Source organism: Empedobacter sp. 225-1, from assembly GCF_030328185.1.
GTDB classification, from domain to species: Bacteria; Bacteroidota; Bacteroidia; order Flavobacteriales; family Weeksellaceae; genus Empedobacter; species Empedobacter stercoris.
In genome coordinates this window covers 20,494-45,868 of sequence record NZ_JACALO010000026.1, presented here as the reverse complement: position 1 = coordinate 45,868, position 25,375 = coordinate 20,494, and the positions used below count along the sequence as shown (strand labels likewise).

General features: G+C 31.1%; 33 protein-coding genes. 28 read left to right on the top strand and 5 right to left on the bottom strand.

Annotation, left to right across the window (positions count from 1 at the left end; genetic code table 11):
• Window positions 1-93: 93 nt before the first annotated feature.
• The 3 genes from HX088_RS09025 to HX088_RS09015 form a co-directional block, all read right to left on the bottom strand.
• Window positions 94-750 (bottom strand): SCO family protein, encoded by a 657-nt coding sequence (locus HX088_RS09025; RefSeq protein ID WP_171623063.1) that lies wholly within the window; start codon window positions 748-750, stop codon window positions 94-96.
• A complete protein-coding gene (locus HX088_RS09020) occupies window positions 743-1,039 on the bottom strand; it encodes a YHS domain-containing protein (RefSeq protein ID WP_171623065.1) in 297 nt (98 codons plus the stop codon). Before HX088_RS09020 ends, HX088_RS09025 begins: the two co-directional genes overlap by 8 nt.
• 67 nt (window positions 1,040-1,106) lie before the next feature.
• A complete protein-coding gene (locus HX088_RS09015; protein WP_171623066.1) occupies window positions 1,107-1,418 on the bottom strand; it encodes a hypothetical protein in 312 nt (103 codons plus the stop codon).
• A 247-nt stretch (window positions 1,419-1,665) separates the two neighbouring features.
• Here HX088_RS09015 and ppk2 (HX088_RS09010) point away from each other — a divergent pair, with 247 nt between their 5' ends.
• From ppk2 (HX088_RS09010) to rplS, 4 genes are all read left to right on the top strand, one after another.
• Window positions 1,666-2,472, top strand: coding sequence for a polyphosphate kinase 2 (gene ppk2 / locus HX088_RS09010; RefSeq protein WP_375781345.1), 807 nt, complete (start codon window positions 1,666-1,668; stop codon window positions 2,470-2,472).
• Window positions 2,473-2,489: 17 nt separating this feature from the next.
• On the top strand, window positions 2,490-3,308 hold the full coding sequence (gene ppk2, locus HX088_RS09005; protein WP_225541689.1) for a polyphosphate kinase 2: 819 nt from the start codon (window positions 2,490-2,492) through the stop codon (window positions 3,306-3,308).
• Between the two features lie 17 nt (window positions 3,309-3,325).
• Entirely contained in the window at window positions 3,326-4,129 is an 804-nt protein-coding gene (ppk2, locus tag HX088_RS09000; RefSeq protein ID WP_286483969.1) for a polyphosphate kinase 2, read from the top strand.
• Window positions 4,130-4,244: 115 nt separating this feature from the next.
• Window positions 4,245-4,595, top strand: coding sequence for a 50S ribosomal protein L19 (rplS, locus tag HX088_RS08995; RefSeq protein ID WP_171623070.1), 351 nt, complete (start codon window positions 4,245-4,247; stop codon window positions 4,593-4,595).
• A gap of 60 nt (window positions 4,596-4,655) precedes the next feature.
• Here rplS and HX088_RS08990 read toward each other — a convergent pair whose 3' ends face one another.
• Window positions 4,656-5,522, bottom strand: coding sequence for a cupin-like domain-containing protein (locus tag HX088_RS08990; RefSeq protein ID WP_260543701.1), 867 nt, complete (start codon window positions 5,520-5,522; stop codon window positions 4,656-4,658).
• 84 nt (window positions 5,523-5,606) lie between these two features.
• Window positions 5,607-6,851, bottom strand: a complete 1,245-nt coding sequence (locus HX088_RS08985) for an NAD(P)/FAD-dependent oxidoreductase (RefSeq protein WP_286483971.1) — start codon at window positions 6,849-6,851, stop codon at window positions 5,607-5,609.
• Between the two features lie 86 nt (window positions 6,852-6,937).
• Here HX088_RS08985 and flxA point away from each other — a divergent pair, with 86 nt between their 5' ends.
• From flxA to HX088_RS08865, 24 genes are read left to right on the top strand one after another with little or no spacing between them, the layout of a single operon-like run.
• Window positions 6,938-8,452: a flexirubin biosynthesis tyrosine ammonia-lyase FlxA gene (flxA, locus tag HX088_RS08980; protein ID WP_286483968.1), complete on the top strand. Its 1,515-nt coding sequence runs from the start codon at window positions 6,938-6,940 to the stop codon at window positions 8,450-8,452.
• Between the two features lie 3 nt (window positions 8,453-8,455).
• Window positions 8,456-9,187, top strand: a complete 732-nt coding sequence (flxB, locus tag HX088_RS08975) for a flexirubin biosynthesis SDR family reductase FlxB (protein ID WP_225539280.1) — start codon at window positions 8,456-8,458, stop codon at window positions 9,185-9,187.
• Between the two features lie 5 nt (window positions 9,188-9,192).
• Window positions 9,193-10,419 (top strand): beta-ketoacyl-[acyl-carrier-protein] synthase family protein, encoded by a 1,227-nt coding sequence (locus HX088_RS08970; protein WP_171623074.1) that lies wholly within the window; start codon window positions 9,193-9,195, stop codon window positions 10,417-10,419.
• A gap of 3 nt (window positions 10,420-10,422) precedes the next feature.
• The gene (locus tag HX088_RS08965) at window positions 10,423-10,671 is read left to right on the top strand and encodes a phosphopantetheine-binding protein (protein ID WP_171623075.1); all 249 of its coding nucleotides are present in this window, start codon (window positions 10,423-10,425) and stop codon (window positions 10,669-10,671) included.
• A gap of 5 nt (window positions 10,672-10,676) precedes the next feature.
• Window positions 10,677-11,546: a lysophospholipid acyltransferase family protein gene (locus HX088_RS08960; protein ID WP_225539279.1), complete on the top strand. Its 870-nt coding sequence runs from the start codon at window positions 10,677-10,679 to the stop codon at window positions 11,544-11,546.
• 53 nt (window positions 11,547-11,599) lie between these two features.
• Window positions 11,600-12,508, top strand: a complete 909-nt coding sequence (locus HX088_RS08955; RefSeq protein WP_286483967.1) for a dialkylrecorsinol condensing enzyme DarA — start codon at window positions 11,600-11,602, stop codon at window positions 12,506-12,508.
• 1 nt (window position 12,509) lies between these two features.
• Window positions 12,510-13,649, top strand: coding sequence for a dialkylresorcinol biosynthesis protein DarB (gene darB, locus HX088_RS08950; protein ID WP_286483966.1), 1,140 nt, complete (start codon window positions 12,510-12,512; stop codon window positions 13,647-13,649).
• Complete coding sequence (locus HX088_RS08945; protein ID WP_260543694.1) at window positions 13,650-14,090, top strand: hotdog family protein; 441 nt, start codon at window positions 13,650-13,652, stop codon at window positions 14,088-14,090. It abuts the gene before it with no gap.
• Window positions 14,091-14,093: 3 nt separating this feature from the next.
• On the top strand, window positions 14,094-14,549 hold the full coding sequence (locus HX088_RS08940) for an ApeP family dehydratase (RefSeq protein ID WP_171623080.1): 456 nt from the start codon (window positions 14,094-14,096) through the stop codon (window positions 14,547-14,549).
• Complete coding sequence (gene DarG, locus HX088_RS08935) at window positions 14,546-14,950, top strand: flexirubin biosynthesis protein DarG (RefSeq protein ID WP_260543693.1); 405 nt, start codon at window positions 14,546-14,548, stop codon at window positions 14,948-14,950. Before HX088_RS08940 ends, DarG begins: the two co-directional genes overlap by 4 nt.
• Window positions 14,934-15,935 carry a BtrH-related acyltransferase DarH gene (darH, locus tag HX088_RS08930; protein WP_171623082.1) on the top strand — a complete coding sequence of 334 codons (1,002 nt, stop codon included), beginning with the start codon at window positions 14,934-14,936 and terminating at the stop codon, window positions 15,933-15,935. The genes DarG and darH overlap by 17 nt, the downstream gene beginning before the upstream one ends.
• Before the next feature lie 2 nt (window positions 15,936-15,937).
• The gene (locus tag HX088_RS08925) at window positions 15,938-16,663 is read left to right on the top strand and encodes an ABC transporter ATP-binding protein (protein ID WP_260543689.1); all 726 of its coding nucleotides are present in this window, start codon (window positions 15,938-15,940) and stop codon (window positions 16,661-16,663) included.
• A 1-nt stretch (window position 16,664) separates the two neighbouring features.
• Window positions 16,665-17,942 (top strand): ABC transporter permease, encoded by a 1,278-nt coding sequence (locus tag HX088_RS08920; protein ID WP_260543688.1) that lies wholly within the window; start codon window positions 16,665-16,667, stop codon window positions 17,940-17,942.
• Window positions 17,917-18,354 carry an acyl-CoA thioesterase gene (locus tag HX088_RS08915; RefSeq protein WP_171623085.1) on the top strand — a complete coding sequence of 146 codons (438 nt, stop codon included), beginning with the start codon at window positions 17,917-17,919 and terminating at the stop codon, window positions 18,352-18,354. Before HX088_RS08920 ends, HX088_RS08915 begins: the two co-directional genes overlap by 26 nt.
• Window positions 18,354-19,475, top strand: a complete 1,122-nt coding sequence (locus tag HX088_RS08910) for a beta-ketoacyl synthase N-terminal-like domain-containing protein (RefSeq protein WP_286483965.1) — start codon at window positions 18,354-18,356, stop codon at window positions 19,473-19,475. The genes HX088_RS08915 and HX088_RS08910 overlap by 1 nt, the downstream gene beginning before the upstream one ends.
• Window positions 19,468-20,007, top strand: a complete 540-nt coding sequence (locus tag HX088_RS08905) for a 3-oxoacyl-ACP synthase (RefSeq protein WP_260543686.1) — start codon at window positions 19,468-19,470, stop codon at window positions 20,005-20,007. Before HX088_RS08910 ends, HX088_RS08905 begins: the two co-directional genes overlap by 8 nt.
• A 27-nt stretch (window positions 20,008-20,034) precedes the next feature.
• Window positions 20,035-20,292: a phosphopantetheine-binding protein gene (locus HX088_RS08900; protein ID WP_284583918.1), complete on the top strand. Its 258-nt coding sequence runs from the start codon at window positions 20,035-20,037 to the stop codon at window positions 20,290-20,292.
• On the top strand, window positions 20,292-21,488 hold the full coding sequence (locus tag HX088_RS08895; RefSeq protein WP_286483964.1) for a beta-ketoacyl-[acyl-carrier-protein] synthase family protein: 1,197 nt from the start codon (window positions 20,292-20,294) through the stop codon (window positions 21,486-21,488). Before HX088_RS08900 ends, HX088_RS08895 begins: the two co-directional genes overlap by 1 nt.
• A complete protein-coding gene (locus HX088_RS08890; RefSeq protein WP_286483963.1) occupies window positions 21,485-22,474 on the top strand; it encodes a beta-ketoacyl-[acyl-carrier-protein] synthase family protein in 990 nt (329 codons plus the stop codon). Before HX088_RS08895 ends, HX088_RS08890 begins: the two co-directional genes overlap by 4 nt.
• A complete protein-coding gene (locus HX088_RS08885; protein ID WP_286483962.1) occupies window positions 22,471-23,244 on the top strand; it encodes a polysaccharide deacetylase family protein in 774 nt (257 codons plus the stop codon). Before HX088_RS08890 ends, HX088_RS08885 begins: the two co-directional genes overlap by 4 nt.
• Window positions 23,234-23,860: a flexirubin biosynthesis/transport protein LolA2 gene (gene lolA2, locus HX088_RS08880; RefSeq protein WP_317619461.1), complete on the top strand. Its 627-nt coding sequence runs from the start codon at window positions 23,234-23,236 to the stop codon at window positions 23,858-23,860. The genes HX088_RS08885 and lolA2 overlap by 11 nt, the downstream gene beginning before the upstream one ends.
• On the top strand, window positions 23,838-24,461 hold the full coding sequence (gene lolB2 / locus HX088_RS08875) for a flexirubin biosynthesis protein LolB2 (protein WP_171623093.1): 624 nt from the start codon (window positions 23,838-23,840) through the stop codon (window positions 24,459-24,461). Before lolA2 ends, lolB2 begins: the two co-directional genes overlap by 23 nt.
• A 56-nt stretch (window positions 24,462-24,517) precedes the next feature.
• Window positions 24,518-24,889: an ApeI family dehydratase gene (locus HX088_RS08870; RefSeq protein WP_225539270.1), complete on the top strand. Its 372-nt coding sequence runs from the start codon at window positions 24,518-24,520 to the stop codon at window positions 24,887-24,889.
• Window positions 24,889-25,371 carry a hypothetical protein gene (locus tag HX088_RS08865; RefSeq protein ID WP_286483961.1) on the top strand — a complete coding sequence of 161 codons (483 nt, stop codon included), beginning with the start codon at window positions 24,889-24,891 and terminating at the stop codon, window positions 25,369-25,371. Before HX088_RS08870 ends, HX088_RS08865 begins: the two co-directional genes overlap by 1 nt.
• Window positions 25,372-25,375 lie beyond the last annotated feature (4 nt).

The window sequence follows — 25,375 nt, the reverse complement described above, 5'->3', positions numbered from 1 at the left end:
TGAGCCCGATACAATATCGAACTCATTTTTATAATTATTAATTTTTAATCTGTCCAAACTTTTGGGTGCAGTCTACATTGTTGACGCTTTTTATTATTCTGCTAAAAGTTTTTTGATATCTTCTTTTAAATACTCAATTTCAGGATGATATTCACCTGAAAGGGAAGTCTCTTTACCTTCAGGATCTTTGTAATTTAATCCCGAATAAAACAACATAGGAACGCCTGATTTATTGTATCGACTTCTTATATTTCCTTGTTTATCAACTAAAGCGAGCTTTCCGCTGTGATTTAATCCTTCTGCAGTTGTCTCATCTTTTCCAACATAAATATTAAATTTATCCGAAAGTTGTTCAATCACTTCACGATTTGCTGTCAAATAATGCCAATTCGGTGATTTTACTCCTATTTGTTTTGAATATTCTAACAAACGAGCAGGCGTATCTCGTTTCGGATCAATTGTAACGGAAATAAAGCCAAGATTTGGATTGTTAATTTCATCTTCTATCGAACGTAAATTATGACTCATCACAGGGCAAATCGTAGGACAGCTTGTAAAGAAAAACTCCACAACGTATACTTTTCCTAACATATCCCGATCAGTAATTGTTTGATTATGTTGATTAGTCATCGAAAATGTAGGAACTTTCATCACATTATATAACTTATCTTTTGGTTTATTTTTTAACCAAAAAATAGATCCAATAACGCCTAAAATAATAAGTACAACAGCGATTAATTGTTTATTCATGAATATGTTTTTCAGGATTTTTTAGAAACTCATCTTTACACATTGTCGAACAAAAACCGTAGGTTTTTCCTTCATAATTAGCAGTATCACTTAAATGATCAGCAGTTTTCATCTCGCAAATAGGATCAAATTCATTTACAACAGCAACATCTAATTTCTTTGCTGCTTTCATTTCTTCGTGTGAAACATGTTTTACTTCAAAATCATCTTGTTTTGGTTGTTCTTTGCTACAAGCTGTAAATGTTATTGCTAAAATTGTAAGTGTAAATATGTTTTTTAAATTACTCATTTTTAATTGTTTAGTTAATTTTAATTAATTGTTGTCTAAATTTATAGTTCAAATAGATTTTAAAAAATTAAATAATTGGCGGATGAAAAACTAAACGAATAATATAATCAGAATCAATGTCTTGGTAAAAATCAATATGTGATTTATGTTCTTGATAAAAATATGTTTTGGATGATAATAATTGTTGTTGAGGTATAAGCGCATCAAGAACTTTGATCGAATTTTTGACAAAATGATTTTCCGGTAGATTCTTTTCACTTTTAGAAACTTCATCCTTCAGATAGCAAAATCCATTACAAAGTAATTCTGGTTCTTCGCGATTTTCACATAGTTCAGTTGCAATTTTATCATAATTTAAAACATAATCTATCACAGGCATTAAAGGACGAAATGCAATAGAAAATATTAATGATATGAAAAATAGGATACGCAAAAAACTAATTTTATACAAATTTAACCAAATTGGCTGAGGTTGAACATGATAAATTTTATGATTTGAATGGAAAGATTTATCATATTCTTCACTTTTATATTGCTCAAAATTTCTATCTTAAAAAAGATTTTTACAATCTATATTATTTATGAAAAAAAGTAAGATTTCTGATTTTACAACAACCGAACAATTAATGCAGTTTTTGGTTGAAAATCAGGAAGAAAATACATTATATAAAAATGTTTTGAAGAAATTTGAATATGAAACTGAATTGTTAAAATTACAATCGGAATTAGTCAATCTTCAAAATTGGATTTCAACAGAAAACAAAAAAGTAGCCATTATTTTCGAAGGTAGAGATGCTTCAGGTAAAGGAGGAACAATACGTCGTTTTAGAGAACATCTTAACCCACGATCTATGCGTGTTGTTGCATTAAACAAACCAACAGAAGTAGAGCAAAGTCAATGGTATTTTACGCGTTACATTAAAGAATTGCCAAATGCAGGAGAAATTGTTTTTTTTGATAGAAGTTGGTACAATAGAGCGGTTGTAGAGCCTGTGATGGGGTTTTGTACAGAAAAACAATATGAACAATTTATGGTTCAAGTTTCAGAATTTGAACATATGCTATACGAATCTGGTACACACATTATCAAATTGTGGTTTTCCATTACAAAAGAGGAACAGCAAGCACGCTTTGATTCTCGTTTAAATAATCCACTTAAAAAGTGGAAATATAGCCCTGTTGATGCGAAAGGGCAAGAATTATGGAACGATTTTTCGACTTACATCAATCAAATGTTTTCTCGAACACATAATTCGTTTTCACCATGGATTATTGTAAATGCAAATAATAAAAATTTGGCTCGATTAGAAACGATTCGTTATGTTCTATCTTTGTTTAATTACAAGGGGAAAGATGAGTCGAAAGCTGATTTGATGGTCGATCCAAATGTGATTGAACGTTATTATCGAATGGTAAAAGAAATGAATCATTAATTTTATATGTTGATAAAATGGAATTTAAACCGAAGGATTTAAAATTAATCGAAACTAAAAAAGGACTTGTTGGACTTTTGCAGTCAGATCATGACCAATTAAATTTTGCAAAAGCATTGCGTACCGTAAAATATGAAAAACGAATCGAAGAGTTACAAGAGGAATTGATTAAACTTCAAACTTGGGTGGCAAATCACAAGAAAAAAGTGGTGATTGTTTTCGAAGGTAGAGATGCAGCAGGAAAAGGTGGTGCTATACGTCGAATTGTGGAACATCTAAATCCTCGAGAACATCGTATTGTCGCTTTACCAAAACCGAATGAAGTTGAAAGTGGACAATGGTATTTTCAGCGTTATGTTCGTCAATTACCACGCGAAGGAGAAATTGTTTTTTATGATAGAAGTTGGTATAATAGAGCTGTAGTAGAGCCAGTTAACGGGTTTTGTACACAAGATGAATACGCAACTTTTATGAATGAAGTAAATGATGTGGAGAAAATGTGGATTAATTCTGGGATTTATCTAATCAAGATTTATTTTTCCATTACAAAAGAACAACAAATGAAACGTTTTAACGATATTGTTAACTCTCCTATTAAGCGTTGGAAGTATAGTTCTGTTGATCAAAAAGCACAAGATTTGTTCGAAGTTTATTCTGAATATAAAGATAAAATGTTTGAATTAACCCATACAAAAATAGCACCTTGGAAAATAATTGATGCCAATAAAAAATATAAAGCAAGGGTTGAAGCAATGGAATATATTTTGTCTAAAATACCTTATGATGATAAAAATAAACGCATTTTGAAACATCAAAATTTAGAAGTTGAAATATAGTCTTTAAACCTAATACTATGGCAGAATTTGATTTAAGTGATTTAGAGAAAATAAATAATAAACAAGAAATCGTTGATTTTTTAGTTGAACATGATATCATTAAAGAAAAGAAATTCAAAGAACAATTAGCTTACGAAAAAGAGTTAAAGCAACTTCAAGAAAAACTATTGAAAATACAAACCAAAGTTATTCAAGAAGATAAACGAGTTTTAATTATTTTTGAAGGTCGAGATGCAGCAGGAAAAGGAGGGACAATTTCTCGTATTACCGAATTTCTAAATCCTAAAAAATATCGTGTAGAAGCTTTACCAAAACCGACAGAAATAGAAGTGGGACAATGGTACTTTCAGCGATACTTTAAAGAATTGCCAAATGCAGGAGAAATTGTTTTTTTTGATCGTTCGTGGTACAATCGAGCGGTAGTTGAGCCAGTTTTCGGATTTTGTACAGAAGAACAATACAATCGATTCTTGAAACAAGTAAGTGAAATAGAACAGCTTTTACAAGAAGACGGAATTATTTTGATTAAAATTTTTCTTTCTATTTCGAAAGAAGAGCAAGCAGAACGTTTGCAGGAACGAAAAGAAAATGAGATGAAACAATGGAAGTTAGGAGCATTGGATCAAAAAGCACAAGAGCTATGGGAGGTTTATACCAATTATATTGATAAAATGTTTCAAGAAACTGGAACAAAAGATTCGCCTTGGATAGAAATTGAGACAGATGACAAAAAATCGGCACGAATTGTTGCGATGAAATCTATAATTACGCAATTAAACAATCAAGTTTATACACACGAATTAATAAAATATCACAAATAAAATTAAGAGAATCATTTGTATAATCAAGATTTTTGATTAATTTTGCACCCACATTGTTCAACCTCTGACGAAGGACGTTTAAGTTGCTCAATTTAAATAAATTGAAATTATTAAAATGGAAAATTTAGTAAAATACGTACAAGAGAAATACGTAGCTAAAAAAGAGTTCCCAGCTTTCGCAGCAGGTGATACTATTACAGTTTATCAAGAAATTACAGAGGGTGGAAAAACTCGTGTTCAGTTCTTTAAAGGGGTTGTTATCCAAAGAAGAGGACAAGGAACTACAGAAACTTTCACTATCCGTAAAATGTCTGGAGATGTAGGTGTAGAGCGTATCTTCCCAGTAAACATGCCAGCATTACAAAAAATTGAAGTGAACAAAAGAGGTAAAGTTCGTAGAGCTCGTATCTTCTACTTCAGAGCATTACGTGGTAAAAAAGCTCGTATCAAAGACGCTTCTTACTAATAAGTACTTTTTTAGAAGAAATAAAATCCGTTCGATTATTCGATCGGATTTTTTTATTGGTTAATTTTTAATATTATAAAAACGGTGACTTTTCTTGATTGCCCATTTTTCTTTAAAATGAATCCATTTGATTTGAAATATTTTGCGCATGATTTTATCAGTGTAACGCATAATAAAAACATGATAAACGGTATTCAAGACTTGAAAAAATTCATTCGGAAAAGCACGCAATGACATCGAAAAACCAGCTTCCAAATAACGGTTATAATGCCAATAACCACGCGGAATAAATAAAGCATCGCCGTGATTCATTACAAAATCAAATCCTTTGGCGTGTTTCATGGCTGGAAATTTTTCATAATCAGGGTGATCGTAATCTATTTCGTAAATCGTATGAACCGAAAGGGGAACTTTGTACAATGCTTTTGATTGTTGAGGTTCGAATAATAAAATGCGTTTGTCGCCTTGAAATTGAAAATGAATAAAATCCGTCATGTCTACATCATAATGCATCAAAACTTTTGCCTCACTTCCGCCGAAGAATAAAGTAGGTAATCGTTCAAAATATTTTAACCCAAGGTCTGGATAAGTAAAATTGTTAAGTAATTCAGGAATTTTATCTTTAATAATAAAAAAGAAAATTCTTAAGTCAGAAGGTTGCTTTTTTATTAAATCAACATATTCGTTAAATTTCATGTGTGTGGCAGGTGTATCCGAACTTTTTGTTGCATCAGCGGGTTTACTATCGTACAAAGGAACAATTTGTTCACCAGCTTTTTCTTTGATATAATCAAGATTCCATTTATCAAAATCCTTCCAATCTTTAGCGTAACCTTTTAATAACAAAGGTTTTCTTTTTTTGAGATAATTTTTTATAAATTCTTCTTTCGATATCGATTCTACCGTATCAATTGTCTGAAATTGCATGTATTTGTAGTATTGGATTACTCAAAAATAGAGAAACTAATTGAATTTGAAATAAAAAAAATCGACAGATTGTCGACTTCATTATTATTCTTTTTCGTTTACCATTCGGATCAAATAGGCCATATTTCGAATCACGCTACTGTGTTTTTTGACAAAAGGATTTTCTTTATTCCAAACATATCCAGCTAAAACAGCACAAATTTTTTCTTTAACATCAGGATTTTCGGGTTGATGAAAAAATAATTCTTGCAAATTTCCAGTATACCATTCTTGTACATAAGTTGTAAAAACATCAATGCCTTCTTTCATATAATCTTCATATTCAGATTGCCAATCAACTTTTTCGTTGTTTATTTCTTTAATGGCGAGTTTTGCAGCTTTCAAACCGCTTTCTGTCGCAAAACAAACTCCAGAAGAAAAAACAGGGTCTAAAAATTCGGTACTATTTCCTGTCAAAACATAACCATCTCCATACATTTTTGTAACTGCTGCCGAATAATTTTTCAACCATTTAGGTTCAAACTCAAACGGTAAATCACCAAATCGATTGACATAAAAATCAGACTTTTTAATTGCATTTTGTAAAGCCTCAACAGTACTTTGATTGGTTGATAATTGATTGATATAATTTGTTGGACCAACAATTCCGACACTCGTTTTACCATTTGAAAAAGGAATTACCCATAGCCAAACTTTTGTTTCGATGATATCAAAAGAAATCTGTGTACCTTCTTGTCCTTGAGGTCGACGAACATCATCTATATGTGTGAAAATAGCCGAATGAGGATTTAATTTTGAGGGGCTATCAATGTTTAATAATCGAGGTAAAACACGACCATATCCACTTGCGTCAATTAAAAATTTAGCGTTAATTTGATAGGTTTCACCGTTTTGTTTTTTTACAGTTGTGATTGATCTTTTCTGTTCAAATTGTACATCAATAACTTCTTCATTAAAACGTAAATCAGCACCTTTGTCAATAATTGCATTCGCAAGAGTCATGTCAAAATCAGCACGAGGAACTTGCCAGGTCCAATCTTGACCTTTACCAAATTTTTTACTGAAGTCGAAAACACAAATTTGTTCATCACGAATAAATCTTGCTCCAGCTTTTACTTCAAAATTTTGTTGATCCAAATAAGGCAATAAACCCGCTTCTTCGAAATGATCCATTGAACGAGGAATTAAACTTTCGCCAACAACAATTCGTGGAAATTGCGTTTTTTCTAACACAATTACATTGACGTTGTGCTTTTTCAAATAGGCTGCAGCAACAGATCCCGAAGGACCTGCACCGATGATTAAAACATCTGTATTTTCAATCATGATTTTTTGTATAGTTTTTTAATTATTTTTGCAATTGATTGAGGAAACAAGTAACCAAAAATCGCTAAATATTTTACCTAATCAATAACATGACAAAATTAACAATTGACACTATAGAAAACATACTTTTTGCAAATAAAAAATTAGTGATGGATAAATCAACACTTAAGCGAGTGGAGAATAGTTTTAATTTTCTGAAAGAGTTTTCAACAAATAAAATAATTTATGGCGTAAATACAGGTTTTGGTCCAATGGCTCAATATCGTATTGAGGAAGAAGATACAATTCAACTTCAATATAATTTAATCAGAAGCCACTGTACAGGAATAGGAGAACCATTGACGTTAGATCAAACAAAAGCAGCAATTATTGCGCGTTTAAATACGTTGTCTCTTGGTTTTTCAGGAATTCATCCATCGGTCTTGTTGTTGATGCAAGAGTTGGTGAATCGTGATATTTTACCGGTTATTTATCAACATGGTAGCGTAGGAGCCAGTGGAGATTTAGTTCAGTTAGCACATTTAGCATTAGCTTTAATCGGTGAAGGGGAAGTATTTTATAAAGGAGAAATCAAATCAACGAAAGAAGTTTTTGAGATTGAAAATCTTCAGCCAATAGAAGTTCATATTCGCGAAGGTTTGTCTATTATGAATGGGACTTCGGTTATGACAGGTATCGGAATGGTAAATTTGATTAAAGTAGATCAATTGATTAATCTTTCGATTACGTTGAGTTCGATGATGAATGAGATTGTTCAATCTTTTGATGACCATTATTCAAAACCATTAAATGAAGCTAAACAACATATAGGACAGCGAGTTGTTGCGAATAAAATGACCGACTTTTTGAATGATAGTCAATTGGTTAAAAAACGAGAAAATGAATTGTACCAAGAACGTAAAGAGAAAATTTTCCAAGAAAAAGTACAAGAATATTATTCGTTACGTTGTGTTCCGCAAATTTTAGGTCCAATTTACGATACATGGAATGCTGCAAAAGAAGTAATAGAAAACGAGATTAATTCGGCAAGTGACAATCCAATTATTGATGTAGAAAATCAAACGGTTCATCACGGAGGTAATTTTCATGGCGATTATGTTTCGTTAGAGTTAGATAAATTGAAATTAGCTGTCACGCGTTTATCGATGCTTAGTGAGCGTCAATTAAATTATTTAGTGAATCCAAAAATTAATGATATTCTACCACCTTTTGTGAATTTAGGAACACTTGGTTTTAACTTTGGTTTACAAGCAGCGCAGTTTACAGCTACGTCTACAACGGCAGAAAATCAAACACTTTCTACGTCGATGTATGTGCATAGTATTCCAAATAATAACGATAATCAAGATATTGTGAGCATGGGAACGAATGCCGCTACAATTTGTGCAAAAGTGATTGATAATACGTTTGAGGTATTGACAGTTCAAAGTTTAGCTGTAACACAAGCGATAGAATGTCTACAAATACAAGATAAATTGTCATCAAAAGGGAAAGCATTTTATGATTCAATTCGTAAAATTGTTCCTGCATTTAAGGAAGATGAGGTGATTTATCCTTATCTTAAGGAAGTTAAAAATTATTTACTAAATAATAAAGTAAAATAAAGCATGAAATGTGCAATAGTAACAGGTGGTTCGCGTGGAATAGGAAAAGCAATTTGTTTAAAAATTGCCGAAGACCATGAGTATCATCTTTTAATCAATTATAATTCGAATGAAGCTGCTGCGTTAGAGACTTTAAGAGAAGTGGAAAGGTTAGGAGGTTCAGGTGAAATTTTGAAATTTGATGTAGCTGATACTAATCAAACCCAACAAGTTTTGACAGATTGGTCAGAAAAAAATTCAGATGCAATTGTAGAAGTAATTGTTAACAATGCTGGAATAACAAAAGACAATTTGTTTATGTGGATTTCGCAAGATGATTGGTCGAATGTGATTAATACAAGTTTAAATGGTTTTTATAACGTGACGCATTTCTTTATCAATCCATTGTTAAGAAATAGATTTGGTCGAATTGTGAATATTGTTTCTGTTTCTGGATTGAAAGGAACGCCAGGACAAACGAATTATTCAGCAGCGAAAGCAGCAGTTATTGGTGCTACAAAAGCCTTAGCACAGGAAATTGCCAAACGCAATGTGACAGTAAATGCTGTTGCGCCAGGTTTTATCGAAACCGATATGACAGATGAATTGGATCAAAAGGAATTAAAAAAAATAATTCCAGCCAATCGTTTTGGAAAAGCCGAAGAAGTAGCTGATTTGGTAAGTTTCTTGGTTTCTAAAAAATCGAGTTATATTACAGGTGAAGTAATCAATATAAATGGAGGAATTTATTCTTAGCTAAAATGAGTCAAAGAGTCGTAATAACAGGAATGGGAATTTATTCTTGTTTAGGAACATCATTAGAAGAAGTAACCGAATCTTTGCGTCAAGGAAAATCAGGGATTATTTTTGATGAAGAACGTAAAGAATTTGGATTCAAATCCGCATTAACAGGAATGGTTCCTCATGCTGATTTGAAACCTTTTTTAAATCGTCGTCAACGAATTACAGTTGGCCAAGAAACAGAGTTTGCGTATATGGCAACTTTAGAAGCCTTGAAGAATGCTGGTTTGACGGAAGAGTATGTGAAATCAAATGAAGTTGGCATTATTTACGGAAACGATAGCGTTTCGAAAGCAATTATTGATGCTATTGATATTGTTCGGGAGAAAAAAGACACAGAATTAATAGGTTCTGGTGCTATTTTTAAATCAATGAATTCTACTGTAACCATGAATCTTGCAACAATTTTCGAATTGACAGGAATTAACATGACCATTAGTGCTGCTTGTGCAAGCGGTTCTCATTCTGTTGGTTTGGGTTTTATGATGATCAAAGATGGTTTGCAAGACATGATTATATGCGGTGGAGCGCAAGAAATAAATAAATATGCTATGGCAAGCTTTGATGGGTTAGGTGTTTTTTCAGCCAATGAAAAGCATCCAGAAAAAGCATGCCGTCCTTTTGATAAAAATCGTGATGGATTAGTACCAAGTGGAGGAGGGGCAACGTTGATTTTAGAGAGTTATGAATCGGCTATAAAACGTGGTGCTCCAATTATAGCTGAGGTTTTGGGTTATGGTTTTTCATCAAATGGGGGGCATATTTCTACACCTAATGTAGATGGGCCTGCGATAGCAATGAATAGAGCGTTAAAACAAGCAAATCTATCGGCTGATGAAATTCAATATATCAATGCTCATGCGACTTCTACACCAGTTGGTGATGCGAATGAAGCAAAAGCAATCGATCAAGTTTTTGGGAAAACGAGACCTTATGTTAGTTCGACAAAATCGATGACAGGACATGAATGTTGGATGGCGGGAGCAAGTGAAATTATATATTCTAACTTAATGATGATGAATAATTTTATTGCGCCTAATATTAATTTCGAAGATGCAGATGAAGATTCAGCTAAATTAAACATTGTTAAAGAAACCTTAAATAAAGAATTTGATGTATATTTGTCAAATTCTTTTGGATTCGGTGGAACGAATTCTGCCCTTGTAATTAAAAAAATTAATTCCTAAAAAATGGTGAAAAGTCAAATCGCTGAAAAATTAAACGCTATCTTAATTGATGAATTTGAAGTTGATCCTTCTGTGATTTCAGAAGAAAAAAATATCAAAGAATCATTAGATTTAGATAGTTTAGACTATGTCGATTTAGTGGTAATCATTGAATCTAATTTTGGTGTTAAATTAGTAAAAGAAGATTTTCAAAGTATGATTACTTTTGAAGACTTTTATACAATTGTAGAACAAAAGTTAGAGAACAAATAACAAATATGAAACAATGGGATGGTCGTTCTAAAGGAACGGTCCTTGGTTACAAAATATTTGTCAATGTGATGAAAAAGCTCGGAATTAAGGCTGCTTACTCAGTCTTAATTTTTGTAGCTTTTTATTATTTTATAACAGCTGTCGATAGCAATAAATCAATCTACAATTACTTTCGTTATCGTCTAAAATTTTCCATTTTCAAATCAATTTTAAGCGTTTATAAAAGTTATTATACGTTTGGTCAAACATTAATTGATAAAACAGCAATTAATGCAGGTTTACGTAATAAATTTACGTACGAATTTGATGGGATTGAATTGTTGAAAAATTTGTTAGATCAAAAACAAGGAGGAATTTTAATCAGCGCACATGTTGGAAATTTTGAAGTTGCAGAACATTTTTTTGCTGACATCGATTTAGATTGTCAAATAAATTTGGTAACGACAGATTTAGAACGAAACGTCATCAAAGAATATTTGGAAAGTATTTCCATGAAACCTTCGGTGAAATTTATCTTAATTCAAGAGGATTTATCACATATTTTCGAAATTAACAATGCGCTTAGCCGAAATGAATTGATTTGTTTTACAGGTGATCGTTATTTCGAAGGAAATAAGACCATGTCAGAAGTTCTTCTTGGCAAAGAAGCTAATTTCCCTGCAGGACCATTTTCTATTGCTTCTCGATTGAAAGTGCCCGTTGCTTTCGTGTATGTCATGAAAGAAAAAAATCTACATTATCATCTATATGCTCGTCAAGCGAATTTCAAACATCGTGATGCAAACGCTCTATTGAAGGAGTTTTGTACGAATTTAGAAATCATTCTAAAAAAATATCCTTATCAATGGTTCAATTATTTCGATTTTTGGAAGTAAATTACACAACAATATGAATTTTCAAACCACTAAAAAAAATAATCTTTTACAAAATGACAAACATATTAGTTGTCTATTATTCGCAGTCAGGACAATTGAAAGAGATTGTAAAGCAAACAACTTATGATTTAAATAAAAGCCAAGATATTAGTTTAACGACCTATAACATAAAAATGGAGGAGGAGTTTCCTTTTCCGTGGGATTTTTATTCTTTTTTTAATGCTTTTCCTGACAGCTTTCTTCAAAAAAAGAAGAAAATTAAACCAATTCCATCCGAAATCTTACATCAAAAATATGATTTGATTTTATTGTATTATCAAGTTTGGTTTTTATCACCTTCCATTCCAATTAACTCTTTTTTAAGAGATTCGCAAACGCAAAAACTTTTAGAACATACTAAAATAATTACGATTAGTGGCTCGCGAAATATGTGGTTTTTAGCACAGGAAAAAATCAAGGTAATTTTGAAAGAACAAAAAGCGAAATTGGTCGGAAATATTGCGTTAGTAGATCATACACCAAATTTAATAAGTGCAATGACGATTGTAAATTGGATGTTTTCAGGAGTTAAAAAACGAATGTTTAATTTGTTGCCTTTGCCAGGAATTAATGAAAAAACAATACAAGAAAGTAGAAGATTTGGTAAAATTATTCTAAATTCAATCCAAAATAATAGTTATTCAGATTTACAAGAAAAATTAGTACAAGCTCATGCTGTTGAGGTAAAACCTTTTTTGGTTTCTGTAGATAAAAAGGGAAACCGAATGTTTAAAGTTTGGTCAAAAATGATTGATTCTAAGCAAGGTAAACAGCGAGAAAAGTTCTTAAAATTCTTTTATTATTATTTAATTGTGGCTATTTGGATAATATCTCCGATAGTAAATTTGTTATATATTATATTTTATCCGTTTAATTATTTTAAATACAAAAAACAGGTAAAATATTATCAAGGAATAAAATAATATGCAACACGTATATATCACCAAAACTTCTAAGTTTTTGCCAAATCAACCAGTTTCAAACGAAGAAATGGAAGATTTTTTAGGAAAGATTAATCAAATTCCGTCAAAAGCAAGAAGAATTGTTTTAAGAAATAATGGAATCAAAACACGTTATTATGCACTTGATGAATCAGGGAATATAACGCATTCTAATGCTGAATTGACAATGAAAGCAATCGTCAATTTGTTGGATGATCGATTTACACAAAACGATATTGAGGTATTGTCTTGTGGAACTTCTACACCCGATTTGCTATTACCTTCTCATGCAGCAATGGTACATGGTTTATTGCAAAATAATGTTTCAGTCGAATTAAATTCTTCTTCTGGTGTTTGTAATTCGGGAATGAATGCGTTAAAATTTGGATATCTTTCAGTGAAATCGGGTAATTCTAAAAATGCAATTTGTTCTGGATCGGAACGAGTTTCGACATGGATGAAAGCAGAAAAATTTGAACATGAAGTTGAAAATTTGAAAGAATTAGAAGAACAACCTATTATCGCGTTCAAAAAAGACTTTTTACGTTGGATGTTGTCTGATGGTGCAGGTGCTTTTTTATTAGAAAATACACCAAATGAAGATACTATTTCACTAAAAATAGAGTGGATGGAATCTTATTCTTACGCACACGAATTAGAAACCTGTATGTATGCAGGTGGTGATAAATTACCAAGTGGAGAAATGAAACCTTGGAGCGATTATTCTTCGGAAGATTGGCTAAAAAAATCGGTTTTTTCATTGAAACAAGATGTCAAAGTTTTAAACGAAAATATTTTTATCAAAGGTGTGGAAAGCATGAAAGCTGCAATGGATAAACATCAATTATCATCAGATCAGATCGATTATTTATTGCCACATGTATCTTCTAATTATTTTGTTCAAGGATTATATGATGAATTTTGTAAGAAAGGTATCACAATTCCGCTTGAAAAATGGTTTATGAATTTGAGTAAAGTTGGAAATGTTGGCTCGGCTTCTATTTTTTTAATGCTTGATGAACTTTTTCAGAAAGGAAATCTTATAAAAGGAAATCGTATCATGCTTTGTGTACCAGAAAGTGGACGTTTTTCTTATTCGTATGCCTATTTAACTGTCGTGTAAATGAGTGCAATACAATTACCTAATCACTCGATAGAGTTTATCAAATTATTGATTCCACAACGCGAACCAATGATAATGGTTGATGCTATTTTTGATTTTGAAGAAGGAAAAGTAGTTGGTGGTTTATCGGTACAAAATGATTCAATTTTTGTGAGTAATAATGAATTAAAAGAACCAGGAGTGTTAGAACATATGGCGCAAACAGTAGCGTTGTATACAGGATATCAATTTTATATTCGAAATGAATCAGCACCAACAGGATATATCGGGTCGATGAAGTCAATACAGATTAATCGTTTGCCTAAAGTTAATGAAAATTTAGTAACAACAGCCGTTATTTTACACGAAGTGATGGGGGTGACTTTGGTATCAATCGAAACAAAGATTGAAGAAGAGGTAATTGCAAAAGGAGAGATGAAAACAGTGATTGCAGAAACATAATTTATGAAAGTAAATCAACAAATTGATATTCAACAATACCTTCCACATCGTGAGCCAATGCTTTTTGTGGATACGATTTCTTGGTTAGAAAAAACGTATGTTGAAGCATTATTTACGATAAAACCAACTCAACTATTTATTCAGAACGAATATTTTACTGAAGTCGGTTTGCTCGAAAATATGGCGCAAGTTTGCTCAACGATTATAGGTCAAAATTATTTTGTCAATTTTGCTGATCTTCATAAAGGGGATGTAACTGGTTTTATTAGTACGATAAAACGAGCTGAAATCTTGAAATTACCAAAAATTAATCAAACAATAACAACAAAATCAACATTGTTAGAAGTTTATGATTATGATGAATTTACAATTAGTTTAATGCAGGCAATAGTTGTACTTGACGAAGAGATTATTGCAACAGCTACGATGAATTTGATGCTTCAAAACCATAAAAAATGAAACAATCAGAAGTACCACAAGATAAAGGACATTTAAAAGATTTTAATGAAGTATATTACGCGATTGATGATCAAGGCGAGTTTTCTCAAACGTTGAGTACGGGTTGGGAAGCGAAGAATCTTGTTCAGTCCGAAACATTAAAAATATTAGATGAGCGTACAGAGCAAGCAAGACAACAAGTGATTGAAGGAAAAGCAAGTCCAATATTATATTTCATGGAATTGAAACGTATGGATTGGGATATCCTTTCTAATTATGTTGGAATTTGGAAATTTTTTGTCAAACGACATTCAAAGCCAACTGTTTTCGCAAAACTAAAAGAATCAACACTAAAAAAATATGCCGAAGCTTTTGAAATTTCGGTTGATGAATTAAAAAACTTTAATGGAAACCCTAACTGATTTTAAACATTTTCAATCTGCACATTGCGAGAACGGTGTTGCTTCTAATTTGTTAAAAAATAAAGGAATTGATATTTCAGAACCAATGATTTTTGGAATTGGTTCGGGACTATTCTTTGTCTTCTTGCCATTTCTTAAAGTGAATCATGCGCCTGCTATTAGTTATCGTCCAATGCCTGGAATGATCTTTAATCGTGCAGCAAAAAATCTTGGAATAAAGGTTAAACGTCATAAATTTCGTTCTACAAAGTCTGCTCAAACCTTTTTAGATCAACAACTATTAGCTAATCGTCCATGTGGTTTGCAGGTTGGTGTATACAATTTAACTTATTTTCCCGAAGAATATAAATTCCATTTCAATGGACATAATTTGGTTGTTTTTGGTAAACAAGATCAAACCTATTTAATTAGTGATCCCGTGATGCAAGAAACAACAAAATTGACAGAAAATGAATTAGAAAAAGTTCGTTTTTCGAAAGGAGTTTTAGCTCCAAAAGGTCATTTGTATTATCCTGAATATATTCCAGAACATATAGATTATCAGAAAGCGATTACAAAAGGAATAAAAAAAACGTGTCGCGAAATGTTAGCACCAGTACCAATTGTTGGTGTTAAAGGTATACGAATGGTTGCAAAAAGAATTAAAAAAATGCCAAAGAAAATTGGAAATGCAAAAACCAATTATTTCTTGGCTCAAATGATTCGTATGCAAGAAGAAATCGGAACTGGTGGTGGAGGTTTTCGTTATATTTATGCTGCTTTTTTACAAGAGGCTGCACAAAAAATAAACCAACCACATCTGAATGATTTTGCCTTAGAAATTTCTGAAATAGGCGATAAATGGCGCGATTTTGCTTTAAATGCTTCAAGAGTATATAAAAAAAGAAACAATGCCCAAGATATTTATGATGTAATTTCTGATCAATTGTTGGAATTAGCAGATTTAGAAGAGTCGTTTTTTAAGCGTTTAAGAAAAGCAATTTAGAGATGATTGAGATTGAAAAATTATATAAAAAATATAAAAATTCGGATGTTTTTGCGTTAGAAGACTTCTCATTAACGATAAAACAAAACGAAATTCATGGTGTTCTTGGTCCAAATGGAGCAGGGAAAACAACATTGATGTCGATACTTTCAGGTTTGATTAAACCCACTTCTGGGAATATTGTGATTCAGAATTTTAATCAGAAAAATGATTTAAAAAAGATTCAAAATATTATTGGAATTGTTCCACAAGAATATGCATTGTATCCAACGTTGACAGCACGAGAAAATTTAGAATTTTTCGGAAAGATTTATAAAGTTCCTTCAAAAGAATTGCATGAAAAGATTTTGCTTTTGACAGAAAAGGTTGGAATGAGTAAATTTTTGGATAGAAAAATTGAATCTTTTTCGGGTGGAATGAAACGCCGTATTAATTTATTGGCAGGCATTCTTCACCAACCAGAAATTCTATTTTTAGATGAGCCAACTGTTGGTGTTGATATTCAGTCCAAAATTGCGTTATTGGATTATTTACAAGAACTTCATCAGCAAGGAATGTCGATCGTTTATACATCGCATCATATGGCAGAAGCGGAAGATTTTTGTACGCAGGTTACTATTATGAATCAAGGAAAATCGATTATAACTGCCCAACCAAAACAATTGATTCAACAAGTAAATGCGTATAATCTTGAAGAAGCATTTGTTCATCTAACTAAATTGTCATGATATGTTGAAACAACTTTTAGCATGTATTAAAAAAGAAATTTTATTGCTGATTCGCGATATTGGTGGGTTGGTGATTCTTTTTATAATGCCTTTGATTTTGGTTGTAACGGTAACTAAAATTCAGAAAAGTACCTACGATTCGTTTGCAGAAGCAACTATTCCAGTACTATTTATTGATCATGATCAGGATAGTATTTCTGCTGTGGTTAAAAAATATATTTCTCAATCGGGCAATTTGAAAATTGTTTCAGAATTAAATGGAAAAAAATTAACAGAAGATGAACTAAAATCAGAGGTGTTCAAAGGGAAATATCAAGTCGGAATTGTTATACCTGAACGATTATCAAAAGATTTGGATTATAAAATCAATCAAAATGTTGAGCAAATTTTAAATGAATTTGCTTTCGATAGTACGGAAGTTAAATACAATCAACAGGTTAGTCCAAAAACGATTAAACTTTATTTTGATCCAGCAACTTCCTTGGCATTTAAGGACAATGTTTCGAATGTATTGGATCAATTAATAACGGACACCGAAAATAAAAGTATTTATAAGGCATTTCAACAAGAAATGGGGTCTGAAGATTTGAGTTTTCAAAATGAAAAATTCATTCATTTTCAAGAAATTGTTCCCGAAGATTCAAAATCAATTTTAAAACCAAACGTGACACAACATAATGTTCCTGCTTGGACATTATTTGCTATATTTTTTATCGTTGTTCCTTTATCTATCAATATTGTAAAAGAAAAAAGTTTAGGAACACACGTACGATTATTAACTAGTCCGATGCCTTATTCAGTTCAAATTATTGGTAAAACAATCACTTATTTAGCCATAAGTTTATTTCAGTTTACAATGATTTTAGGTGTAGCTAAATTCGTTTTTCCATTGATTGATTTACCAAGTTTTAAAACAGATGGTATTTTATTTTCTATTTATGGACTGACTGTTTTTGCGTCTTTAGCCGCAATTGGTTTGGGACTTTTAATTGGAACAATAGCCAAAACACAAGAACAATCTGCACCATTTGGAGCAACTTTAGTCGTTATTTTAGCAGCGATAGGAGGAGTATGGATTCCTGTTTTTGCAATGTCAGATTTTATGCAACATTTCGCAAAAATCTCACCGATGAATTGGGCGCTAGATGGCTATTATAGTCTTATTCTACGAAATCAGTCATTCATAGAGATTGTACCGAATATTATTTTGTTAATTTTGTTCTATATTATTACCTTGTTTGCCGCATTATATTATGATAGATTCAAAAGAGAAGATTAAAACCTTAGTACATCATTCTAATTTCGCTGTTCGATTTAATGAAACCGACCCGTTGGGAATCGTGTGGCATGGGAATTATATTACATATTTTGAAGATGGAAGAGAAGCTTTTGGCCGTCATTTTGGAATTAGTTACTTGGATATTCAAAAAAGTGGCTTTGTAACGCCGATTATCAAATCAGTTTGCGAGCATAAGTTTCCGTTGAAATATGGGGATAAATGTAGAATAGAAACCACTTTTGTAGATACTTTGGCTGCAAAGATGATTTATAAATTCAAGATTTTTAATCAAGATGAAAAATTAGTTTGTATTGGTGAAACAATTCAAGTATTTTTAGACAACGAAGGAGAATTAATGTTAACATTTCCAGCATTTTTTGAACAATGGAAGAAAAAAGTAGGATTATTGTAATGGAGAAAATTTACATCAATCGTGCGAATATTTTAACGCCTTTCGGTAATACAATTGAAACGAACTGGAATCAATTGTTGGAGGGAAATTCTGCCGTCACTAAAGTTGAATCATTTGGTCATTTAAAACATTTTTATGCAGGAAAAATTAATGAAGAAATTTTCTGTAATTTAAAAGATCAAGTAATTGATAATAAAAAATATACTCGATTAGAATTAATTGGGATTATAGCTCTTCAATCTATTGTTGCGCAAGCGGAAATAAGTTCTCGAACGGGTTTTGTTTTATCCACAACGAAAGGAAATATTAATCATCTTTCACATTCTATAAACGAAGCATCTATTCCAAATTTCGCTAAAAAAATCGCTGATTATTTTGAATTCAAATCAGAACCAATAATCGTATCAAATGCATGTGTATCTGGTGTTTTGGCGGTAAATGTAGCAAAACGTTTCATTGAAATGGATACTTTTGACAATGTATATGTTTTGGCTTTAGATGAATTAACAGATTTTGTTTTAACAGGTTTCAATTCATTTCAAGCAATGGATTTCGAGTTGTGCAAACCTTTTGATCAGGCTCGAAAAGGTGTTAATTTAGGCGAAGCAGCAGCTTGTATTTATCTTTCGAAGAATAAAGAAAAAAATAGTTTTCAAATTTTGGGAGAAGCTTCTATTAATGATGCAAATCACATTTCGGGACCATCACGAACAGGTGAAGGTTTGGTTTTGAGTATCGAGTCGGCGATGAAAGAAGCAAATGTTTCATCAAATGAAATAGATTATATTTCAGCTCATGGAACGGCGACTTTGTATAACGATGAAATGGAATCAATTGCTTTTAATCGTTTGCAAATGAGTAAAACCCCGACCAATAGTCTAAAAGCTTTTTACGGACATACATTGGGTGCGTCTGGATTGTTAGAATTGGTGATTTCGATGAAACAAGCAGAAGAAAATATTATATTGAAAAGTAATAATTTCAAAGAAGTAGGAACTTCAGTTTCTCAAAATATTTTAAAGGAAAATCTTCAAAAAGAAATCAATGTTATTCTAAAAACTTCTTCTGGATTTGGCGGAAGTAATGCTGTAATCATACTTAAAAAAGTTCAAGATGAATAAAGTTGAAATTAAAAAAGAACAAGTTTGGTTGAATGACGAACTTTATTTCGAAGATTCTTCAGGAGATTTTGGGTTATTTTCTAAAAATTTATTTAAATCGTTAGAAATAGATTATCCAAAATTCTATAAAATGGATAATCAAAGTAAATTGGCTTTTTTAGCTGCTGAGATCATTCTAAAAGACGAGAATACATTGAATGAAAATCAAGAAATAGCGTTGGTTTTTGCCAATAGAAATTCAAGTTTAGATTCAGATTTGAAACATCAAAAAAGTATTCAATCGACTGATGAAATTTTTCCAAGTCCAGCTGTATTTGTTTACACATTAGCAAATATTTGTTTAGGAGAAGTCAGTATTCGTCATCATTTGAAAACTGAAAATGCTTTTTTTATTTCATCGAATTTTGATGAAGATCTACTTAAGAAATATGCGAATTTTTTGATTAATAAGAATAAAACAAAAAAAGTTGTGTTGGCTTGGGTTGATTATTTACAAGAAGATTACGAAACAAAAATGTACTTAATAGATTAAAATAATATTAGTTAGAATAAAAACATTATGGAAAATTTAATAAATGATTTAAAAGTGAAAATTATCGAAATTTTAAATCTTGAAGATGTTTCGGTAGAAGAGATTAAAAATGATGACCCTCTATTTGGAGACGGTTTGGGGTTAGATTCTATTGATGCATTAGAATTGATTGTTTTATTGGATAAGGAATATGGAATTAAAATTACTGATCCAAAAGAAGGAAAAACAATCTTTCAATCGGTTGAAATCATGGCTGATTATATCGAAAAAAATAGAACAAAATAATGACAAAAAAAGTTGCTATAACTGGAATAGGAATTATCTCGGCAATTGGTAAGAATGTCGAAGAAAATTTTGATTCATTAATTCATCAAAAACATGGTTTATCGCGCCTTAAAAACGTTGAATCTATTCATCAAAATGAAATTTTTGTAGGTGAAATAAAATTATCTAATGATGAGTTAGCAACTTTTTTAAATTTATCTTCGGACAACAACTTTTCCAGAACAGCAATGCTAGGGCTTGTAGCTGTAAAAGAAGCTTTAAAAAAAGCTAAGATAGAAGATGTAAATGAAGTAAGAACGGGGTTGATTTCCTCTACGAGTGTAGGAGGAATGGATCGAACTGAAAATTATTTTTTAGATTTTGAGAATTTACTTGATCAACAAAAGTATATTATGAGTCATGATGCAGGAGCAACAACGAATCAAATTGCAAACGAGATTGGTTTAAAAGGTTTTGTTTCGACGATTAGTACTGCATGTTCTTCAGCTGCAAATGCGATTATGTATGGTGCTCGTTTGATTAATTCAGGGAAATTGGATCGTGTGATTGTAGGAGGAACAGACGCTTTGTCTAAATTTACAATCAATGGATTTAAAAGTTTAATGATTTTAAGCGACGAGTTTAATCAACCTTTTGATGAAAATCGTAAAGGTTTAAACCTTGGAGAAGCTGCAGCTTATTTGATTTTAGAGTCAGATGAATTAGCTCAAAAATCAAACAAAAAAATCTTTGGTTATTTGATCGGTTCAGGTAATGCCAATGATGCATTTCATCAAACTGCATCTTCTGAAAATGGAGAAGGAGCGTATTTAGCGATGAAAAAAGCATTTGAAACCGCGAATATTCAACCAAAGAATATCGATTATATCAATGTTCATGGTACAGCTACAAACAACAATGATATAACAGAAGGTAGAGCTTTGAAAAGAATCTTTGGAGAAGATGTACCTATTTTTAGTTCAACTAAACCATATACGGGTCATACATTAGCTGCTGCAGCGAGTGTAGAAGCGGTTTTTAGTTTGTTAAGTTTACAACATAGTATAGTTTACCCTAACCTTAATTTTCAATCTCCGATTGAAGAATTGAATATCTTTCCTTCGACAGAAGTTAAGAACAAAGATATTCAATGTGTATTATCAAACTCGTTTGGTTTTGGAGGGAATTGTTCAACTTTAATCTTTTCTAAATCATGAAAGAAGTAGTGGTAAATGGATTAGGTTTCGTAAATGCTCAATTTACAAATGAAATCACAAATGATTTTTTGTTATTAGAAACTTCAATAACGAAAGCGAAATCTCCTTTGTTAAAAGATATTATTTCTTCTGCGATGAGTCGTCGAATGGCTTCTGGAGTTAAAATGGGAATTTATTCTTCTTTAAAAGCATTGAATGATGGAGGAATTGAACATCCAGAAGCGATAATCACTGGAACAGCTTTAGGTTGTTTGGTGGATTCTGAAAAGTTTTTGACGAATATTATTCAAAACAAAGAGGAGTTTTTGACGCCAACTGCTTTTATTCAATCTACACATAATACGGTTGGTTCTCAAATTGCTTTACATCTTGGGTGCAACGCTTACAATTTTACCTATACAAATGGTTTTAATTCCTTTGAGAATGCGTTATTAGATGGTTTTTTACAAGTAGAAAAGGAAGGGATTAATAATGCGTTAATTGGTGGAATTGATGAAATAGGTGTTCGTACTTATGAATTATTGCAATTAGTTGGTGAGATTAAAAATGAGTTTAACCAAGGAGTTAAATACAGTGAAGGTGCACACTTTTGTGTTTTATCTAATCAAAAAAGTGAAAGTTCTTATGCGAAAGTAATAGATGTTCATCTCTTGAATAATTATGAAGATGTAAATGCTGAAATTTTAAAGTTTATTCAATTGAATAATATTGATTTATCCGATATTGATGCGATAATTTCAGGAGATCAAACTTTGCGAATTAATGAGAAGGAATTGATTGAGATATTTGAATACAAAGATTTTATTGGTGAATTTGGAACGTCATCGGCTTTTGGATTTATTTTAGGTTGCAAATTATTACGTCATCAAAGTTTACCTTATCAATTTAAAACCAATGAAATAGTGGCTAAAAGTTATCGAAATGTACTTTTGGTCAATGGTCGGAATGGAAAAGATTTGAGTTTAGTATTGCTTCAATCGATATGAAATTTAAGGTTACCACCATCTTTTTTGTAGCTACACTAATTTGTCTGTCAATTGGTTGTTTTGCAGAAAGTTTGTCTTTTTTTTATTTGTTTATACCTTTTTTTATTTGGTCGTTATTGACAATTTTTGGTGCTTTTGAAATTCGATTTAATTACTTTTTGAAAGCGTTTCATTCAGCAGGTAAAACCACAGATCGAATAATTTCGTTAACTTTTGATGATGGACCAACAGAATTTACACCAAGAATTCTTGAAATTTTAGAAAAAAATAATGCTAAAGCAACATTTTTTTGTATCGGAAAACAAATCAATCAATCTCCAGAAAATCTTCAAAAAATACATCAATTAGGGCATTTAATAGGAAATCATACTTATCATCATTCGCCTAAAAATGGCTTTTATTCAACTGATAAAATTATACAAGAAATTCTGACTACTAATCAAATTATTGAACAAACTATATCGGTTAAAACAAAGATTTTTAGACCGCCTTTTGGCGTGACAAATCCACATATTGCAAGAGCTTTGCGCAGAACCAAACATCACGTAATAGGTTGGGATGTTCGATCTTTGGATACAGTTATTGATGATGAAAAAAGATTGTTTGATCGAATTACACGACAAATTAAACCAGGTTCAATCGTTTTATTGCATGACACTTCGGATAAAACAGCGAATGTGTTAGCACAATTATTTGTATTTTTACAAAAGGAAAATTATAAAGTAGTTCCTTTAGACGAACTCTTGAAAATTGATGTATATGAAAACTAAAATCTTCATTTTATTTGCATTTTTTCACTTGACAATTTTTGCGCAAGAAAGTAAAATGAGTAATGCTGAAATTGAGAATTTCAAAAAAGATATTGTAACTGATTCTAAAAGAATAAAGACGTTAACGGCTGATTTTACACAATATAAAGTGATGAGTTTTTTAGAAAATCCAATTGTTTCGAAAGGTAAATTGTATCTGCAAAATCCAAGTTCGATGCGTTGGAATTATACGCAACCTATTGATTATAATGTCATTTTTAACCACAATAAAATTTACATTAACGACGAAGGAAAAAAATCGAGTGTTGATTTACAAGGGAATAAAAAGTTTGAAAAACTAAATCAATTGATTGTTGGAAGTGTAAGTGGTAATTTGTTCAATACCAATGATTTTGTTATTACGTATGTTAAAACGGATAAAGCTCGAATAGCAAAATTGCAACCGAAAATAAAAGATGTGATGAAATACATCAAAGAAATTCAGTTGACGTTTTATTCCGGACAATCGACGGTGACAGAAGTGAAATTGATTGAGCCTTCAGACGATTACACCAAAATCTTATTTACGAACAAATCTTTAAATAAAGCAATCAATGCGTCTGTTTTTACTCCTTAGTATTTTGTTTTTAACGTCTTGTGGAACGACATATAAAATAGCCGATATACAAGATAAACAAAAGGTTGAAAAGGAATTTCTTAATCCTTATTTTAGTCAAATTAACAAAGAATACAGTTACCGTTTTAAGATTACGTTTATGAAAAATGAAATGAAAGGTAATTTTGTAGTAAAAAAGCTCGGTTATGATTCGCATCGAGTAGTAATGATGTCTGATTTTGGAAATACATTATTTGATTTATCTATTTCAGAAAATAATTACAACTTGAATTATGCCATGCCAGATTTGAATAAAAAAGTAGTTGTGAAAACGCTTGCAAATGATTTACAAATGCTTTTTAAAAACGATTTCAAAGTGGATGAATCTATTAAAACAGCAAATTTTGTTGTTTTAAAATCGAAAGAAGTAAGTTTAGTATTCGATGAAAATGAATCAAGTTATTTTCAAGAATTAATTCATCTAAAGAACAATAAAATAAAGACATTCAATTGTTTTACGACTAATCAAACAGATTATCCAGAAAAGATTTTAATCAAACACTATCACTTTAACTTAAGTATCGAATTGTCAAAAGTAAATACACAATTAGAGGAAGATTAAACAAACTTAAATTACAATATTTTTTAGATTATATTTGTAAATCAAAACAGTTACAAATGCTTATTCCTAATCTATATACCATCAAAAATTCGGAGAAAATAGATGATGTAAATTTTAAAGTCCAAATTGAACTGAATCCAAATCATGAAGTTTTTGAAGGTCATTTTCCAAATAATCCAATTACTCCAGGCGTTTGCATGATGCAAATTATAAAGGAAATAACAGAAGGTTTTGTTGCGAAAAATCTGTTTTTGTCTAAAGTTTCGAATGTCAAATTTATGGCAACCATAAATCCATTTGTGAATCCAATTTTGGAATTAAATTTGAATGTTGTTTGCGAAAATGATGAAGTAAAAGTTAAAAATACCTCTTTTTTTGAAGCAACAAATGCCTTAAAATTTAGTGCAATTTATAAAGTTTTGGATTAATGAAAATCATATTATCGTTATTATTTTCGGTTTTATTCTTTTTTGGATTAACATTATCCGAATTAAGGACGGATTTTGAAAACGCTTCGAAATCATCTAAAAATGTGAATATTTTATACAATAAATTAAATAATTATCCTGGTGAAAATCAGACAATTATTGCGTACAAAGGAGCTTCTAAAATATTAAAAGCAAGAACGATAAAAGATAAGGAAATAAAAAAACAATTTTTTACAGAAGGCGCTACTTTGATTAATAATTCGATCAAAAAGGATTCAAAAGATGTGGAAAATCGTCTGATTCGATTAATCATTCAAGAAAATATTCCAAAGTTTATTAAATACAATCAAAATATTCAAGAAGATAAAACATTTATTATCGAAAATTATAAATCGGCTCCTAAAGAAGTTCAAGCATTGATTAAGTCATACGCCAAAAATTACAATACTTTTACAGTACAACAGCAGAAAACATTTCATTAAGCGC

Excerpts from the sequence above, each read along its gene's own strand:
- HX088_RS08890 (WP_286483963.1), top strand. The coding sequence starts at position 21,485 with ATGAAAGAAGTAGTGGTAAATGGATTAGGTTTCGTAAATGCTCAATTT.
- HX088_RS08915 (WP_171623085.1), top strand. The coding sequence starts at position 17,917 with ATGATAGATTCAAAAGAGAAGATTAAAACCTTAGTACATCATTCTAAT.
- HX088_RS08955 (WP_286483967.1), top strand. The coding sequence starts at position 11,600 with ATGACAAACATATTAGTTGTCTATTATTCGCAGTCAGGACAATTGAAA.
- HX088_RS08990 (WP_260543701.1), bottom strand. The coding sequence starts at position 5,522 with ATGCAATTTCAGACAATTGATACGGTAGAATCGATATCGAAAGAAGAA.
- HX088_RS08895 (WP_286483964.1), top strand. The coding sequence starts at position 20,292 with ATGACAAAAAAAGTTGCTATAACTGGAATAGGAATTATCTCGGCAATT.
- lolA2 (WP_317619461.1), top strand. The coding sequence starts at position 23,234 with ATGAAAACTAAAATCTTCATTTTATTTGCATTTTTTCACTTGACAATT.
- lolB2 (WP_171623093.1), top strand. The coding sequence starts at position 23,838 with ATGCGTCTGTTTTTACTCCTTAGTATTTTGTTTTTAACGTCTTGTGGA.
- rplS (WP_171623070.1), top strand. The coding sequence starts at position 4,245 with ATGGAAAATTTAGTAAAATACGTACAAGAGAAATACGTAGCTAAAAAA.
- DarG (WP_260543693.1), top strand. The coding sequence starts at position 14,546 with ATGAAACAATCAGAAGTACCACAAGATAAAGGACATTTAAAAGATTTT.
- darB (WP_286483966.1), top strand. The coding sequence starts at position 12,510 with ATGCAACACGTATATATCACCAAAACTTCTAAGTTTTTGCCAAATCAA.
- HX088_RS08960 (WP_225539279.1), top strand. The coding sequence starts at position 10,677 with ATGAAACAATGGGATGGTCGTTCTAAAGGAACGGTCCTTGGTTACAAA.
- HX088_RS08920 (WP_260543688.1), top strand. The coding sequence starts at position 16,665 with ATGTTGAAACAACTTTTAGCATGTATTAAAAAAGAAATTTTATTGCTG.
- HX088_RS08940 (WP_171623080.1), top strand. The coding sequence starts at position 14,094 with ATGAAAGTAAATCAACAAATTGATATTCAACAATACCTTCCACATCGT.
- HX088_RS09015 (WP_171623066.1), bottom strand. The coding sequence starts at position 1,418 with ATGCCTGTGATAGATTATGTTTTAAATTATGATAAAATTGCAACTGAA.
- HX088_RS08870 (WP_225539270.1), top strand. The coding sequence starts at position 24,518 with ATGCTTATTCCTAATCTATATACCATCAAAAATTCGGAGAAAATAGAT.
- HX088_RS08970 (WP_171623074.1), top strand. The coding sequence starts at position 9,193 with ATGAGTCAAAGAGTCGTAATAACAGGAATGGGAATTTATTCTTGTTTA.
- HX088_RS08885 (WP_286483962.1), top strand. The coding sequence starts at position 22,471 with ATGAAATTTAAGGTTACCACCATCTTTTTTGTAGCTACACTAATTTGT.
- HX088_RS08905 (WP_260543686.1), top strand. The coding sequence starts at position 19,468 with ATGAATAAAGTTGAAATTAAAAAAGAACAAGTTTGGTTGAATGACGAA.
- HX088_RS08910 (WP_286483965.1), top strand. The coding sequence starts at position 18,354 with ATGGAGAAAATTTACATCAATCGTGCGAATATTTTAACGCCTTTCGGT.
- ppk2 (WP_286483969.1), top strand. The coding sequence starts at position 3,326 with ATGGCAGAATTTGATTTAAGTGATTTAGAGAAAATAAATAATAAACAA.
- flxA (WP_286483968.1), top strand. The coding sequence starts at position 6,938 with ATGACAAAATTAACAATTGACACTATAGAAAACATACTTTTTGCAAAT.
- ppk2 (WP_225541689.1), top strand. The coding sequence starts at position 2,490 with ATGGAATTTAAACCGAAGGATTTAAAATTAATCGAAACTAAAAAAGGA.
- HX088_RS08925 (WP_260543689.1), top strand. The coding sequence starts at position 15,938 with ATGATTGAGATTGAAAAATTATATAAAAAATATAAAAATTCGGATGTT.
- ppk2 (WP_375781345.1), top strand. The coding sequence starts at position 1,666 with ATGCAGTTTTTGGTTGAAAATCAGGAAGAAAATACATTATATAAAAAT.
- HX088_RS08965 (WP_171623075.1), top strand. The coding sequence starts at position 10,423 with ATGGTGAAAAGTCAAATCGCTGAAAAATTAAACGCTATCTTAATTGAT.
- HX088_RS09020 (WP_171623065.1), bottom strand. The coding sequence starts at position 1,039 with ATGAGTAATTTAAAAAACATATTTACACTTACAATTTTAGCAATAACA.
- HX088_RS08945 (WP_260543694.1), top strand. The coding sequence starts at position 13,650 with ATGAGTGCAATACAATTACCTAATCACTCGATAGAGTTTATCAAATTA.
- flxB (WP_225539280.1), top strand. The coding sequence starts at position 8,456 with ATGAAATGTGCAATAGTAACAGGTGGTTCGCGTGGAATAGGAAAAGCA.
- darH (WP_171623082.1), top strand. The coding sequence starts at position 14,934 with ATGGAAACCCTAACTGATTTTAAACATTTTCAATCTGCACATTGCGAG.
- HX088_RS08865 (WP_286483961.1), top strand. The coding sequence starts at position 24,889 with ATGAAAATCATATTATCGTTATTATTTTCGGTTTTATTCTTTTTTGGA.
- HX088_RS08900 (WP_284583918.1), top strand. The coding sequence starts at position 20,035 with ATGGAAAATTTAATAAATGATTTAAAAGTGAAAATTATCGAAATTTTA.
- HX088_RS09025 (WP_171623063.1), bottom strand. The coding sequence starts at position 750 with ATGAATAAACAATTAATCGCTGTTGTACTTATTATTTTAGGCGTTATT.